Origin of the sequence: Phenylobacterium sp., from assembly GCF_024508875.1 — a bacterium.
Classification (GTDB): Bacteria; Pseudomonadota; Alphaproteobacteria; order Caulobacterales; family Caulobacteraceae; genus Phenylobacterium.
This window is the reverse complement of the sequence record NZ_JANINU010000165.1, coordinates 1-14,297: the sequence shown is the minus strand read 5'-3', so window position 1 is coordinate 14,297 and position 14,297 is coordinate 1. Positions and strand designations below refer to the sequence as shown.

Annotated in this window: 12 protein-coding genes; 7 read left to right on the top strand and 5 right to left on the bottom strand. The window is 70.3% G+C overall.

Annotation, left to right across the window (positions count from 1 at the left end; translation table 11 throughout):
* Positions 1-87 precede the first annotated feature (87 nt).
* Positions 88-1,071: a nitronate monooxygenase family protein gene (locus tag Q0L11_RS13190; protein ID WP_296597821.1), complete on the top strand. Its 984-nt coding sequence runs from the start codon at positions 88-90 to the stop codon at positions 1,069-1,071.
* Here Q0L11_RS13190 and Q0L11_RS13185 read toward each other — a convergent pair.
* The gene (locus Q0L11_RS13185) at positions 1,068-1,637 is read right to left on the bottom strand and encodes a hypothetical protein (protein WP_296597819.1); all 570 of its coding nucleotides are present in this window, start codon (positions 1,635-1,637) and stop codon (positions 1,068-1,070) included. The genes Q0L11_RS13190 and Q0L11_RS13185 overlap by 4 nt on opposite strands.
* Positions 1,638-1,752: 115 nt before the next feature.
* Between Q0L11_RS13185 and Q0L11_RS13180 the strand changes: the two genes are divergently transcribed.
* The 4 genes from Q0L11_RS13180 to Q0L11_RS13165 all read left to right on the top strand — a co-directional run bounded on the left by Q0L11_RS13180 (position 1,753) and on the right by Q0L11_RS13165 (position 5,105).
* The gene (locus tag Q0L11_RS13180) at positions 1,753-2,724 is read left to right on the top strand and encodes an SPFH domain-containing protein (RefSeq protein WP_296597818.1); all 972 of its coding nucleotides are present in this window, start codon (positions 1,753-1,755) and stop codon (positions 2,722-2,724) included.
* Positions 2,725-2,727: 3 nt separating this feature from the next.
* Positions 2,728-3,189 carry an NfeD family protein gene (locus Q0L11_RS13175; RefSeq protein WP_296597816.1) on the top strand — a complete coding sequence of 154 codons (462 nt, stop codon included), beginning with the start codon at positions 2,728-2,730 and terminating at the stop codon, positions 3,187-3,189.
* A 168-nt stretch (positions 3,190-3,357) separates the two neighbouring features.
* Positions 3,358-4,689, top strand: coding sequence for a hypothetical protein (locus Q0L11_RS13170; protein ID WP_296597815.1), 1,332 nt, complete (start codon positions 3,358-3,360; stop codon positions 4,687-4,689).
* A gap of 125 nt (positions 4,690-4,814) precedes the next feature.
* Positions 4,815-5,105, top strand: coding sequence for a DUF1330 domain-containing protein (locus Q0L11_RS13165; protein WP_296597813.1), 291 nt, complete (start codon positions 4,815-4,817; stop codon positions 5,103-5,105).
* A gap of 24 nt (positions 5,106-5,129) precedes the next feature.
* Here the strand turns inward: Q0L11_RS13165 and Q0L11_RS13160 are convergent, their stop codons facing one another.
* From Q0L11_RS13160 to Q0L11_RS13150, 3 genes are all read right to left on the bottom strand, one after another.
* A complete protein-coding gene (locus Q0L11_RS13160; RefSeq protein WP_296597812.1) occupies positions 5,130-6,683 on the bottom strand; it encodes an acetolactate synthase large subunit in 1,554 nt (517 codons plus the stop codon).
* Positions 6,683-8,485, bottom strand: a complete 1,803-nt coding sequence (locus Q0L11_RS13155) for a feruloyl-CoA synthase (RefSeq protein WP_296597811.1) — start codon at positions 8,483-8,485, stop codon at positions 6,683-6,685. Before Q0L11_RS13155 ends, Q0L11_RS13160 begins: the two co-directional genes overlap by 1 nt.
* Positions 8,486-8,564: 79 nt before the next feature.
* Positions 8,565-9,773, bottom strand: coding sequence for a class I SAM-dependent methyltransferase (locus Q0L11_RS13150; RefSeq protein WP_296597810.1), 1,209 nt, complete (start codon positions 9,771-9,773; stop codon positions 8,565-8,567).
* 417 nt (positions 9,774-10,190) lie between these two features.
* On the opposite strand from Q0L11_RS13150, the gene Q0L11_RS13145 reads away from it, so the two are divergent.
* Positions 10,191-11,279, top strand: coding sequence for a hypothetical protein (locus Q0L11_RS13145; protein WP_296597809.1), 1,089 nt, complete (start codon positions 10,191-10,193; stop codon positions 11,277-11,279).
* Between the two features lie 131 nt (positions 11,280-11,410).
* Complete coding sequence (locus tag Q0L11_RS13140; RefSeq protein WP_296597808.1) at positions 11,411-13,225, top strand: FG-GAP-like repeat-containing protein; 1,815 nt, start codon at positions 11,411-11,413, stop codon at positions 13,223-13,225.
* On the opposite strand, the gene Q0L11_RS13135 is transcribed toward Q0L11_RS13140, so the two are convergent.
* Positions 13,222-14,297, bottom strand: a 1,076-nt coding sequence (locus Q0L11_RS13135; protein WP_296597807.1) for a DUF6596 domain-containing protein, incomplete at its 5' end; no start/stop codon positions are given. The two genes, Q0L11_RS13140 and Q0L11_RS13135, sit on opposite strands and share 4 nt — an antisense overlap.

Sequence of the window (14,297 nt, the reverse complement as noted above, 5' to 3'; positions counted from 1 at the left end):
CCTAGCTCCGGGACTGACCTCGCGTCACGGTTTCCAATGATAACCCAGGGCGCCATGCTTGCGGCCAACGACACGGGAGGACGTCCGATGACCCTGCACACTCCGCTCTGCGACCTGTTGGGCGTGAAGCACCCGATCATGCTGGCCGGGATGGGTGGCGTCTCGTACGCCGAGCTGGCGGCGGCGGTGACCAACGCCGGCGGCTACGGCGTGCTGGGCATGGCTGGGCGCGGGCCGGACTTCATCCGCGAACAGATGCGCCAGGTGCGCAAGCTGACCGATGGCCCGTTCGGCGTCGATCTGCTGGCCGCCTCGCCCGAGAGCCTGACCGCCTCGGTGGACGTGATCATCGAGGAAGGCGCCTCCAGCTTCGTGGCCGGCCTGGGCGTGCCGATGCCGATCCTCGAGAAGCTGAAGAAGGCCGGGCTGAAAGTCATGGTGGTCTGCGGCGCGGTGAAGCACGCGGTGAAGGCCGAGCAGGCCGGCTGCGACGCCGTGATCTGCCAGGGCGGCGAGGGCGGCGGGCACACCGGCCTGGTCGGCACCATGCCGCTGGTGGCCCAGGCCGTGGAGCAGGTGAAGATCCCGGTGGTCGCCGCCGGCGGCCTCTACGACGGGCGCGGCCTGGCGGCGGCGCTGAGCCTGGGCGCCGTGGGCGTCTGGATGGGCACGCGCTTCATCGCCTCCGCCGAGGCGCACGCCGGCCAGATGTACCGCGACGTGATCGTGGAGTCCTCGGATGAGGACACGGTCCGGACCCGAAGCTACTCGGGCAAGCCGATGCGGGTGAAGAAGAACCCCTACGTCGAGGACTGGGAGCGCCGGACGGCCGACATCCAGCCGTTCCCGCAACAGGCGATGATCTCGACGCAGGCCGGCGTGATGGGCGGCATCGGCGGGCAGATCGAGGGGCTCGACATCGACCGCTCCTGCTTCGCCATGGGCCAATCCGCGGGCGGGGTGCGCGACGTGCTGCCGGCCGGCGAGATCGTGGCGCGCATCATGCGCGAGGCCGAGGCGGCCATCGACCGTGTGGCGGCGATCCGCGGCCGGGCGGCGGTTGCGGCCTAAGCGGCCTCCGCCAGGTACGCGGCCGGGTCGCGAACGAACGTGCGCGCCTCCGCCAGGCAGCCTTGCCAGGCGGCGAGGTGGGTGAGCGCCGTCTCGCGGGTGTCGGACTTGACCAGCAGCGCCGCATAGATGGCGTGCGGCTTGCCGCCCCGGTCCTGGTAGATGCGGCAGAAGACCGACGTCTGGTTGAAGCCGTTGATCTGGCCCAAGGTGGGGGCGGCGCCCTCCAGCAGGCTGTCGTAGAGCGCCGCCTGGCAGCCGCGGCCCTGGCGGTTGCAGCCGGCGAACTGCAGCGAGAAGTTGGCCGCCGTCGAGGTGACGGTGACGAAGACCGCGTCCTCCTCCTTGCGGCTGGTCTGCACCTTGGCGCCCGCCGCGCCCAGGATGTCCATGAGGCTCTGCGGGTTCTGCGCGTCGTAGGGGCCGGCGGCCGGCGCAGGCTTGGCCGGCGCGGCCTTGGCCGCAGGGGTTGCCTTGGCGGGCGGAGCCTTGGGCGCCGGCGCGGCGGCGAGGCAGGCCAAACCCAGGCAGACGGGGGCGGCGGGCACGAGGAGAAGGCGGCGCATCATTCCGGACCGCTAACAGACCGCCGAACGTGGCGCGAGCGTGTCTGTCCGGTTTCCGTGGCGGGAGCCGCGCGGGCTGGGTAAGCTCAGCCTCAGGCTGTGGAGGGGGATGACGATGGGAATGATTGTCGCCGGGGTGTTCCTGGTGCTGGCCCTGGTGATCGCGCTGGGCGCCATCAAGATCGTGCCGCAGGGCCGCGAGTACACGGTCGAGCAGTTCGGCCGCTACACGCGCACGCTGAAGCCGGGGATCAGTTTCCTGACGCCGTTCGTCGAGGGCGTGGGCCGGCGGGTGAACATGATGGAGCAGGTGCTGGACGTGCCGCGCCAGGAGGTGATCACCAAGGACAACGTCATGGTCCAAGTCGACGCTATTGTCTTCATCCAGGTGATGGACGCCAGCCAGGCGGCCTATCGGGTCGACAACCTGAACTTCGCGATCCAGCAACTGGCGATGACCAACCTGCGCACCGTGGTGGGCTCGATGGAGCTGGACGAGGTGCTGAGCCAGCGCGACCACATCAACACGCGGCTGCTGGACGTGATCGACCAGGCGACCAGCCCGTGGGGCGTGAAGCTGGCGCGCATCGAGATCAAGGACCTGACGCCGCCGCCGGACATCACCAACGCCATGGCCCGCCAGATGAAGGCCGAGCGCGAGCGGCGCGCGGTGATCACCGAGGCCGATGGCGAGAAGTCGGCCGCCATCGCCCGCGCCGAGGGCGCCAAGCAGTCGGCGATCCTGGAGGCCGAAGGCCGCAAGGAAGCCGCCTTCCGCGACGCCGAGGCGCGCGAGCGCGCGGCCCAGGCCGAGGCGAAGGCCACCGAGCTGGTGTCGAGCGCCATCGCCGCCGGCGACGTCAACGCCATCAACTACTTCGTGGCCCAGAAGTACGTGGAGGCCTTCGCCGAACTGGCCCGCAGCCCGCAGCAGAAGACGGTGATCGTGCCGGCCGAAATGGGCGCCCTGGTTGGAACCGTCGGCGGCATCGGTGAGCTGGTGAAAGCCATCGGCGGCGAGGGGCCCCCGGCGCCGCGTCCGGCGGCTGGCCGCGGTCGTGGCGCGGTTCCGCAGACGGGAGCCTGACGCATGGACATCGTCGGCCTCTATGCGGCGCAGCCGTTCTGGGTGTGGGCCGGGCTCGCCGCCGCGATCCTGGCGGCCGAGGTGGTCACCGGGTCGGGCTGGCTGCTGTGGGCGTCCGCCTCGGCGGCGGTGACGGCGGCGGTCGTCGGCCTGCTCGACGTGGATGGGCCGACGACGCTGCTGCTGTTCGCGCTGCTGACGATCGCCTCGACGCTGCTGGCGCGCCGTTACCTGCCGCGGGACGTGGCGGCCGCGCCGGCGGGGGACATCAACGACAACGTGGGCCGCCTGGTGGGCCATCGCGGCTCGGCCGTGAAGCGGTTCGCCGGCGGGGAGGGCCGCGTCTTCATCGACGGCAAGGAGTGGGCGGCCGAGCTGGCCGAGGGCGAAAGCCTGGAGGCCGGCGCGCACGTGGAGGTGGTCGGCGTGGACGGCGCCCGGCTCAAGGTGCGCCGAACCGCATAACGCAGCTCGGCCAGAACGCCAGCGGCCAAGCTAAGTGATTGGAAGAACGTCACACTTCGGCCCCGTTCGCAGGGCAGCTTGACCCCGGAGGCTGTGCAGCGCTTATAGGCGCGCACAGACACGCGCCGCACAGTCGCGCCCAGGAATCAAGGCCAGGAGAGAAGTCAGGTGAAGATGCCCAAGTGGAGTGGGTTGGGAGCTATCGGGCTTGCGCTCGCGGTCGCCTGCGCGGCGCTCGGGCCGGCGACGGCGATCTCGCAGGGCAAGAAGCCCGCGGCGATCCCCGAAGCCTCGCGGAAGAAGGGGATGGCCGACGCGCCGGCCGTGGTGCAGACCGCCGGCATTAGCTGCCAGGTCTCGGATGCGCGCCTGATCGGCGAGGACAAGAAGTCCAAGACCTCGTACTACGAAGTCGCCTGCGGCACGGGCCAGATGGGCTACGTCCTGCAGAAGCCGGCCGAGGGGCCGACCACCGCCTATAGCTGCGTCGAGGCGAACACCCCGCCGGCCCCGGGCCAGGCGCCGTCCGCGCCCTGCATGCTGCCGGGCAACTCCGATCCTAAGGCCGTTCTCCAGCCGCTGCTGAAGGCCGCCGGCGCCGACTGCATGCCCGAACAGGCGCGCGGCATCGGCCAGACCAAGACCAACACCTACATGGAAGTCGCCTGCCAGGGCGGCGCCGGCTACATCGTGCTGGGCAGTGCGCCGTTCGACAGCGCCAAGCCGATCCAGGCGCAGAACTGCCTGATGTACGACGACGCCGAGACCAACATTAAGTGCACGCTCAGCGACAAGGCCACGCGCATCGCGGTCGTGGACAAGTACGCGGCCCAGGCCAACAACGGCTGCACCGTGAAGGACCGCCGCTTCGTGGGCGTCTCGCGCGACAGCTCCACGTTCTACGAGGCGTCGTGCCAGGACGGTAAGGGCTACATCTACAAGGTCGCCGCGGCGGGTACGCTGACCGAGACCTTCGAGTGCGCCAAGGCCACCCAGATCCTCGGCGGCTGCACCCTGACCGACGCGCGCCAAGCGCAGAGCGAGCAGGCCGGCCTCTATACCAAGCTGGTGAGCAACGCCGGCGGCAAGTGCGACGTCGACAAGTACGCCCTGTTCCCGTCGAAGGCGGGCGAGGAAGTGGTCGAGCTGGTCTGCAAGGACGGCACGGGCGCCATCCTGATCTCGAAGGCGGGCCAGAAGGGTCAGGCGCTGGACTGCGCCCGCGCCCCGATCGCCGGCTACAAGTGCTCGCTGACGAAGCCGGAAGCGGCCTACGCCCTGCTGACGTCGGACCTGAAGAAGTTCAACTTCAACTCGTGCGAGGTCTCGAACAGCCGTGTGGTCGGCAAGACGGAGAAGGGCACGACCTACGTGGAAGTGGCCTGCGCCGACAAGCTGAAGGGTTACATGATCGAATATCAGAGCGCGCCCAGCGTGACGGCCGTCGGGGCCATCGGATGCGCGTTCGCCGGTAACTGCAAGCTGCCCGGCAACACCTAAGTCCAGGCGAGAGCCGAACGGCGAAGGCCCGCGGAGCGATCCGCGGGCCTTTTGCTTTGGCGGGCGCTTGCCGGACGCCGGGTCAGGCCCGCCAGCGTGCCGGCCGGATTCGGAGGAACCGTGCGATGCCCGCCTATGTGATCTTCATCAAGAACAAGACGACCGACCAGGACGAACTGAACACCTACAGCCAGAAGGCCGCGGCGGCGCGGGGCGACCACCAGATCACGCCGCTGGCGTTTTACGGCGGCCTCGAAGTGCTGGAGGGCGAGCCGGCCGAGGGCGTCGTGCTGATCCAGTTCCCGGACAAGGCGGCGGCGAAGGCCTGGTACGACAGCCCGGCCTACCAGGAGGCCAAGCAGCACCGCCTGAAGGGCGCCGACTACCGCGTGATCCTGGCGGAGGGCCTGGGCTGACGCCAGCCGAGGCCTCGCCGGCCGTCAGATCTTGGCTTCGATGAACATCGGGCCGCGCTGGGACATGGCGCCGGCGAAGGCCTTCTCGAACTCTTCGGCGGTGGCGCAGGTCACCGCCGGCAGGCCCAAGCCCTTGGCGACCGCGACGAAGTCGATGTCGGGCCCGCCAAGGTCCAGCAGCTTCTTGGCCGACGGGCCGGCTTTGCCCGCGCCGGTCCGCTCCATCTCCACGTTGAGGATGCGGTACGTGTAATTGGCGAAGACGACGACGGTGATGTCGAGGTTCTCGCGCGCCATCGTCCAGAGCGCCTGGATCGTATACATCGCCGCGCCGTCGCCGTTCAGGCTCAGCACCTTGCGGTCGGGCGCGGCCACCGCGGCGCCGATGGCGAGCGGCAGGCCGATGCCGATGGCGCCGCCGGTCAGGGCCAGCACGTCATGCGGCCGGGCGGTCGCAGTGTTGGCCGCGACGCCGGCGCCCGACGTCACCGCGTCGTCGCAGATGATCGCGCCTTCCGGCATGTGGCGGGCGATGGCCGCGCCGACGCCGTAGGAGGTGAGCTTGCCGGTGGGCGCGTCGGGCAGCGCGAGCGACTGAACCGGACCCGTCTTCGGCGCGCCGAGGGCATCGGCCAGCGCCGCCAGGCCCGCGACGGCGTCTTCGGCGCGGTCGAGCAGCGTCAGGGTCTCGCAACCTTCGGGGAGCAGGACGCTGGGCCGATTGGGATAGGCGAAGAAGGCCACCGGCATGGTCGTACCGGCGTAGACCATGAGATCGACGCCCGCGAGCTCGGCCAGGGCCATCTCCCCGAAGTACTGCATCTTCTTGGGCAGGAAGCCGCCGGCGCCGCGCGGCTGCCGGGCGACGAAGGTGTCGGTGTAGACGGTTACGCCGGCGGCCTGCAGGCGCGCGGCCTGGACCAGGGCCTCGGCCCGGCACGCCTGGCCGCCCAGCAGGACGACGGGGTTCTTCGCAGCCCTGATCGCCTTGGCGGCCGCATCCACCGCGGCGCCCGACGGAGCGTGCCGCACGGGCTTCTGGGCGATCACCGGCTCGCCCTGCGCGGGCAGCCACGCGGCGTCGGCCGGGAGGATCAGGCTGACCGGGCCGCCCGGCGGGCCATAGCTGGCGGCGACGGCCTCTGCGGTCAGGCTGGCGACGGTGTCCGGGCTGTCGGCCGATTTCGCCCAGATGGAGTTGGGCTTGACCAGGGTGGCGATGTCGGAATTCAGCGGCGCATCGTACTGGCGGTGATAGGTGGCGTGGTCGCCGATCACGTTGACGATGGGCGTGAAGGCGCGGCGGGCGTTATGCAGGTTCGCGACGCCGTTGCCATAGCCGGGGCCCAGGTGCAGCAGGGTGCAGGCCGGCCTGTCGGCGATGCGGCCGTAGCCGTCGGCGGCGCCGGTGGCCACGCCCTCGAACTGGCAGAGCACCGGGCGCATGGCCGGCACGCCGTCCAGGGCGGCCACGAACTGCATCTCGGAGGTGCCGGGGTTGGCGAAGCACGCGGTGACCTCGTTGGCCACCAGGGTCGAGATCAGGGCGTCGGCCCCGTTTTTGGCGGCGCCGGTCATCAGAACACCATCACGTCGGAAGTTTCGGGGGCGGATTGCGGGTCGGCGAAGAGCCGGTCGATGGCCTCGGCGCGGCGGACGCGGGCGAGGCTTTGGGCGATGTAGCCCTTGTCGGTGATCTCGCCGGCGTTGGCGTCGGGCGGATCGGGCAGGACCAGGGCCCGGGCGACGCGGCCGCCGGAGCCCTTGGCGCGGGCGTTGAAGGCCTCGATCCCGGCGCGGACCGCCGCCTCGATTTCGGCCCGGGGGCGGGTGGGGTTCGGATAGAGCAGGAGGCCCACGGCCTCCTGGTTCTCGCCGCAGACGACCGCGTCGGTGACCGCGTCGCCGATCGCCCCGATGGCGCCGATGCGCAGCTCGCCGACCATGACGAAGGTGCCGGAGGCCAGCTTGAAGTTCTCGGACAGGCGACCGTCGAAGATCATGCCGGCTTGCGGGTTGCCCGGCTCGACGAAGCGGGCGGCGTCGCCCAGGCGGTAGAAACCCTCGTCGTCGAAGGCGGCGGCCGACAGCTCGGGCCGGCCCAGGTAGCCGGGGGTGACCTGCGGGCCCTTGACCCGGAAGTCGAGCTTGCCCGCCTCGGGGACCAGGCGCACCGAGGTGCCGGGCAGCGGCAAGCCGATCATCCCCATGCGGGCGTTGGGCCAGTGGACGTTGCAGGCGGTCGGGCCGGTCTCGGTCGCGCCGTAGCCCGAGCCGAAGCTGATGCGCTCGCCGACGGTGCGGACCGCCACGGCCTGGATCCGGTCGGCGGTGGCCTGGCCCAGGGCGGCGCCGCCGTACTGCAGGAGGCGCACGCGGGAGAAGAAGGCGCGGGCCAGGTCCTCGTCCTGCTCCAGCGCCTCGGCGAACAGCATCCAGGCGGCGGGAACCATGTTCTGGTAGGTGGGCGCCACGTCGCGGAGGTTGCGGATCGTCTCGCCGAAGCGGCCGGCGGTGGGCTGACCGGCGTCGATGTAGAGCGAGCCGCCGCGGTGGGCCGAGTAGTGCAGGATCGCGTTGGCGCCCAGGCTGTGGCTCCAGGGCGCGGAATGGACCATCACCGGCGGGTCGGGATCGTCGAAGCAGGCGGTGATCTGCGCCGCGTTCAGGCTCATGGTGCGGTGGGTGTTGATCACCGCCTTGGGCAGGCCGGTCGAGCCGGAGGTCAGCAGGTACTTGGCATGCTGCTCGGGCGTCGCGACGGGCTGCACCGAACCGGCGTGGTAGAGGCGGTCCAGCGGTACGTTGCTCGGCCGGGCGTTGGCGGCGGCGATCACGGGCAAGCCGGCCAGGCAGTCGGCGGCGAGGCCGTCGGCGAAAAGCGCGGCGTCCTCCGTGAAGACCGCGGCCGGCCTCAGCACCTCGCAGGCGTGGGCGAGGCGCGTGGTGTTGGCGCCGGGCAGACCGTACTGCGGCGAGACCGGCGCGACCGGCATCCCCTGGCCCATCGCCGCGTAGGCGATCAGGGCGTGGTCGATGGTGTTGCGGCTGAGGATCAGCAGCGGCCGGTCGCCGACGATCCCGAGGTCGCGGAGCCCGGCGGCGAGGGCGGCGATCCGTTCCCAGGCCTCGGCGAAGGTGACGGCCCGCCAGCCGTCGCCGGCCCCATCCGCCTTCGGCCGCTCGGCCAGCCACACGCGGTCGGGCGCGGCCGTGGCCCAGTGGCCGAGCGCGGCGGTCACGGTCTGGAACGCGGTAGAATAGGGCGTCGGATTGGTCAGCACCATCTCGCCGCCCGCGCGCTCGTCGACCGTCAGCCGGCGCGGCGCGTATCGCGGGTCGCGGAACGGGGCGGTCGCAATGTTGAGCTCGGCGTCCATGCGGCGAGCGTTACGGGCCCGGGCGCGGAAAGGGAAGCGCGACTTGTGGCGATGCGGCGCCGTCGGCCACCGCAACGACCTACATTGCTATGAGATCGTCCCAGCGGACGATCCGATAGCCCGCCCGCTCCAACCGCTGGCCGATCATCGGCTGGGTGGCTGGATTGACGCCGACAATCACCGCGTCGGGGTTCATCTCGGCCAGCTCGGAATAGGCAACGATCGGCCGGCCGAAGAACGTGCGATCCGACACGCCGTCGATGACGCAGGCCTCGACGCGTCGCCAAACCTCCGGGGCAAAGCCAGCAAGGATGCAGGCCCAGCCGCCGGTGCCGAAGCAAACGACTCGCTTGCAGCCCTCAAGGCGCGCCTGCAACGCGGCGTCGAGACCAGCGAAGTCATGCATGTACTTGGTGCGGGCGCCGAAGAGCTGCAGTCGGTTGGCCTCTTGCAGGTAGCCGGGCAGGGGAGGCATCGCCGGCGCTTCGTCTGCGTCGCCCGGCAGCGAGGCCACGAGCAGCTGGTTGTACTCGTAGTCGAGATCTTCTCCGCCGCCGGGGCAGAGCGTGCTTCTAAGGGGGACGAACCCGGCCTTCCAAGCGACGGCGCTCAGATGGTAGGGCGTCATCGAGAACTGATGGTCGCTTCGCACGATCTCGAGGTTGGGCGTGCGGGCGTTCGGACAGGTTATGATCAGTCGCCCGGAGGGACGGAGCAGGTCTTTCAGGGCGAGCAGGAAGGCGACCGGGTCTTCGGTGTGCTCGATGACGTGTATCGAATAGATGACGTCGTACTTCTCGGCGCCGATCTCAGCCGGCAAGGCGCTGCCGATCATGCCCTGGTGAACGTTTATCCCGGCGTCGCGCGCGAGCTCGACGGCGGTGCCCATGGGCTCAACGCCAATGCAATACGCTTCGGGCCACAGAGCCTGGATTGCCCTCAATGCCGATCCGTTACCGCAGCCAACCTCAAGCACCCGCTGTGGGCGGTAGGGGGAGATCGAAGAGGCGATCGCCTGCGCCAGCGCCGTGTAGCGGCCGGATACGAACTGCTCCGAAGACGGGCGATTGCTGTAGAGTTCGTATTCCTGCGTGTACAGCGCGGTCAGCGTCCCCGCGTCCGAAATGGAGGTGGCCTGCACCATAGCGCAGGCGCTGCACTGGGCCTTGAGCATCGGCTCAGGCGCCATGGCGCCGTCCGATCGAACGGACCGGGAAGCATGGGGCGGCGGCAGTTGCAGCCAATCCTCGCCGCCGCATACGACGCAGGTCGAAAACGAATTCGTCATGACAGGAAGCCGCGTATCCGTTCCAACCTTGGATGACAAGGTTTGGCCGGCTCCCCCTACAGGAAGGCCCCGGGGTCCAGTCGGAGTGTCGGGGCGCGAAGCGATGGACTTGCAGCTCAAGGGTGCGGCGCGCCGCGCAATTGCGAGGACCCGCCGGATCCAGGTCGTTCCACGCTTCTCAGGTTCTCGCGGAGCTCCGCGGCGCGCGAGTCGCCAACTACGAACAGAATTATGATCTCGGCCGCGGGCCGCCGCGGCCCGGGATGATGGGGGCGGGATCGGCGCGACGGGCCTTGGCGCCCGAACGCTACGCTGATCCGAGCGCCGTTCGTCGAACGCAAGGAATGACCTCAAAGGGCGGGGCGTAGTATGATGGCCGGAAAGGTCGTTCAGAACCTGACAGGGAGGCTTGAAGTCATGCGTCGCATGCTTGTTCTCGCGCTTGGAACCACGCTGGCCGTCGTGGGCGCTGCGCAGGCAGCTCCGGCCAAGCCGCCAGCCGCTGCGGCCGATCCCACCCTTCCGCAGCCGGGCTGGAAGGCGCCGCGCACGGCGTGGGGGAGCCCCGACTTCTCCGGCTACTGGAGCAACGCGACCCTGACGCCGCTGGTGCGCAATCCCAAGCTGAGCAGCGCGCCGACGCTGCCGCTGGCCGAGGCCCGCGCGCTGGAGGCGACCTTCGCCAAGGCGCTCGAGGAAGCCGACGCGCCGACCGACCCCAACACCTCGACCCAGGCCTACCAGGACAAGTCGAGCGAGGCGAAACTGATCGCCATCAAGCCCGAGTTCGGCGCGGCGGGCGGCGACGTCGGCGGCTACAACGCCTTCTGGCTGGACCCCGGCGCGCACATCATGGAGGTGAACGGCGAGTTCCGAACCTCGATCATCACCACGCCGAACGGGATGCCGCCGCCGCGCAAGGCCGGGGCGCCGCCTATGGGCGGCTACCGCGACAACTACGACAGCTACGAGATGCGGGCGCTGGGCGAGCGCTGCATCATGGGCTTTGGCCGCAACGCCACCGCGCCCATGCTGCCCAACGGCTTCTACAACAACAACTACCAGATCCTGCAGACGCCCGACACGGTGGTGATCCAGGTGGAGATGATCCATGACACCCGGATCGTGCGGCTGAACGGCCAGCACCGCACCGACGGCTTGCGGCCGTGGATGGGCGACTCGATCGGCCGGTTCGAGGGCGACACCCTGGTGGTGGAGACGACCAACTTCCCGCAGCGCGAGGCCTTCATGGGCTCGTGGAAGAACCTGAAGGTCACCGAGTGGTTCACCCGCATCTCGCCGACGCGGATCAACTATCGCTTCCAGGTCGAGGATCCGGACACCTGGGATAAGCCGTGGGGCGGCGAGTACAACTTCTCGCCCCTGCAGGGGATCATCTACGAATACGCCTGCCACGAGGGGAACTACGCCCTGCCGGCCATCCTCGCCGGGGCCCGACAGCAGGAGAAGGAAGCCGCCGGGAAGGGTAAGCCGGGCGCCGAGTAGGCCGAGCACTCCCCCAGATTGGGGAGGCGAAGCGGGTGGGCGCCGGGCACAACCTGCGCATGAGGGCCGGATAGCCGGCCCGCAGGCGAGGGGGCATCGTGCCGGCGTACTTCACTTCCCAGACCTTTTCCGTGCCGCTGCGTAGCGGTTCGGAGACCGCGTTCGTCCACGAGGTGGGCGTCGGCGACTTCAACGGGGACGGCCGGACCGACTTCATCCTCAGCTATTTCCTCTATCCGCTGGAGACGCGCGGAACGGCCGTGCGGCTATTCACCGGCAATGGCGCGGGCGGGTTCACCGATGCGACGAGCCAGTCGTTCGGCGGCAATGCGCCGACGACCGTGCATGCGCGCGAGACCATCGTCGCCGACTTCAACCGCGACGGACGGCCCGACATCTTCCTGGCCGACCATGGCTATGACGCCAACCCTTTCCCGGGCGCGCAGAACGGGCTGATCCTGTCCTCGGGCGCGTCGGGGCTGACCAACGCCACCGCGCAACTGCCGCAGGTGTCGGACTACAGCCATTCCGCCGAGGCGGCAGACATTGACGGCGACGGCGACCTGGACATCTTCGTCGGCAACGGCGGCGGCGGGCAGGCGATCACCACGCCGTATTTCCTGATCAACAACGGGATGGGCGGTTTCACCCGCAGCGAGGCCGGCCTGCCGTCGGCGCTGACCGCGGGCGCCAAGCCGAACCACTGGAGCGAGGCCTTCCTCGACGTGGACGGCGACGGCGACAAGGACCTGTTCCTGGGCTCCAGCCTGAACAGCTCTGCGCAACTGCTGCTGAACGACGGCCGGGGTACGTTCACCCTCTCGAACGTCGCCATGCCGGCCGGCGCGGCGAACGCCGATGCGGTCGATATCCAGTCGCTCGACGTGAACGGCGACGGGCGGCCGGACCTGGTGATCAGCTATTCGGTGTTCGGCGCCGGAGATCCGACGCGGCAGATCCAGTTGCTGGTCAACAATGGCCAGGGCGGCTTCGTGGACGAGACCGCGAGCCGGCTGCCGGCGTCGATCCAGGGCGGGGCCTGGAGCCGTCGGGTGCATCTGGCCGACGTGAACGGCGACGGCCTGATGGATATGGTGCTGTCGAACGGCTCGTCCACGCCGGTCTATCTGGCGGACGGGCTGGGCCATTTCATCCAGCTTCCGAACCTGTTGCCCGGCAACGCCTTCGACCAGATCACGCCGGCCGACGTGAACGGCGATGGACGCGTCGACTTCATCGCTTGGCGCGGGCTGTTCGACGGCGCCGAGCAACTGCGCATCGACCTCGCCGTCGACGCGGGGACGACCCAGACGGGTACGGCGGCCGGCGAGGGGCTGCTCGGCGACAACGACAATGAGACGCTGAGCGGCGGCGCTGGCGACGATGTGATCTTCGGTGGACGCGGGACGAACTACCTGCGCGGGGACGAAGGGGCCGACTATATCGTCGGCGGGTCGGGCTTCGACGACATCAACGGCAACGCCGGCAACGACACCTGCGTGTCGGGTGGCGGGGACGACTGGGTGGTCGGCGGCCGGGACAACGACAGCCTGGTGGGCTCGGCGGGCCAGAACCTGGTCTACGGCAACCTCGGGAACGACACCTGCGAGGGCGGGGACGGGAACGACATCGTCCGCGGCGGCCAGGACAACGACGTGCTGTTCGGTGGCGCGGGCGACGACTACGTCTCAGGCGACAAGGGCTCGGACACCGTCACCGGCGGCGCGGGGGCGGACATCTTCCACACCTTCGGCGACGCCGGGATCGACCGGGTTCTCGACTTCAGCCTCGCGCAGGGCGACCGCGTGCAGCTCGATCCGGGCACCCAGTACACGGTGAGCCAGGTCGGCGCCGACACGGTCATCGACATGACGGGCGGTGGCCAGATGATCCTCGTCGGCGTGCAGATGAGCAGTCTCACGGCGGGGTGGATCTTCGGGGCTTAGGCGCAGGCTCGCCGCCGCTGCTCCAGGAACAGGCGCTCGGCGGGCGCCGGGTTCAGGCCGAGCGCGGCGTCGTAGGCGGCCCGTGCGGCGTCGGGGTGGCCGGCACGGGCGCTGAGGTGGGCGAGGGCGGCCTGATAGGGCAGCCAGCCGTCCATGCGGCCGACGGCGGCGAGGGCGGCGAGGCCGGCCTCGGGACCGTGGGCCTCGCCGACGGCGACGGCGCGGTTGACGGCGACGGTGGGATGCGGACGGACCTCAGCCAGGACGTCGTACAGCATGGCGATCGTCGGCCAGTCGGTGGCGCCGGTCTCGGCGCGGGCGCAGTGCGTCGCGTGGATGGCGGCGAGGATCTGGCGCGGGCCGCTGCGCCCGGCCGCGGCCGCGCGGTCGAGAAGCGTCGCGCCCTCGGCGATGAGCTCGTGGCGCCAGAGGGCGGTTTCCTGCCGCTCGGGCGGGACCATGGCGCCCAGCTCGTCCAGGCGGGCGGGGCGGCGGGCCTCGGCGAAGCGGACCAGGGCGGCCAGGCCCAGGACCTCGGGCTCTCCGGGCGTCAGCTCGGCCAACAGGCCCGACAGGCGAAGGACCTCGGCGGCGAACGGGGCGGTGTCGCGGTCGGAGAGGGCGGCGTCCTCGTAGGCCTGGGCGTAGGCGATCTCGAGCGTGGCGAGTACGGCCTCCAGCCGCTCCGGCCAGGCGTCGCGGTCCGGGACCTCGAACGGCACGCCGGCGCCCGCGATCTTCGCCTTGGCGCGGGTGATCCGCTGGAGCATGGCCGGCTCGGCGACGAAGAACGCTCGGGCCAGGCGCGCGGTGGAGAGGCCGCAGACGACCTTCAGCGTCAGGGCGGCGCGGGTGTCGGGAGCCAGCGCAGGATGGCAGCAAACGAAGATCAGCTTCAGCCGCTCGTCGGGGATGGGCTGGTCGGCGGCCATCAGCGCCTCCTCCGGCGTGGGCGGCGCTTCGGGCGCGTCCAGCATCGTCCGCTCGCGCACGGCGGCGCGGCGCCTGGCGTCGATCGCCCGGCGCAGCGCCGCGCGCCACAGCCAGGCGGCCGGGTCGCGCGGCGCCTGGT

Coding starts and splice junctions, on each gene's coding strand:
- Q0L11_RS13155 (WP_296597811.1), bottom strand. CDS start 8,485: ATGGACGCCGAGCTCAACATTGCGACCGCCCCGTTCCGCGACCCGCGA.
- Q0L11_RS13165 (WP_296597813.1), top strand. CDS start 4,815: ATGCCCGCCTATGTGATCTTCATCAAGAACAAGACGACCGACCAGGAC.
- Q0L11_RS13180 (WP_296597818.1), top strand. CDS start 1,753: ATGGGAATGATTGTCGCCGGGGTGTTCCTGGTGCTGGCCCTGGTGATC.
- Q0L11_RS13175 (WP_296597816.1), top strand. CDS start 2,728: ATGGACATCGTCGGCCTCTATGCGGCGCAGCCGTTCTGGGTGTGGGCC.
- Q0L11_RS13160 (WP_296597812.1), bottom strand. CDS start 6,683: ATGACCGGCGCCGCCAAAAACGGGGCCGACGCCCTGATCTCGACCCTG.
- Q0L11_RS13145 (WP_296597809.1), top strand. CDS start 10,191: ATGCGTCGCATGCTTGTTCTCGCGCTTGGAACCACGCTGGCCGTCGTG.
- Q0L11_RS13190 (WP_296597821.1), top strand. CDS start 88: ATGACCCTGCACACTCCGCTCTGCGACCTGTTGGGCGTGAAGCACCCG.
- Q0L11_RS13150 (WP_296597810.1), bottom strand. CDS start 9,773: ATGACGAATTCGTTTTCGACCTGCGTCGTATGCGGCGGCGAGGATTGG.
- Q0L11_RS13185 (WP_296597819.1), bottom strand. CDS start 1,637: ATGCGCCGCCTTCTCCTCGTGCCCGCCGCCCCCGTCTGCCTGGGTTTG.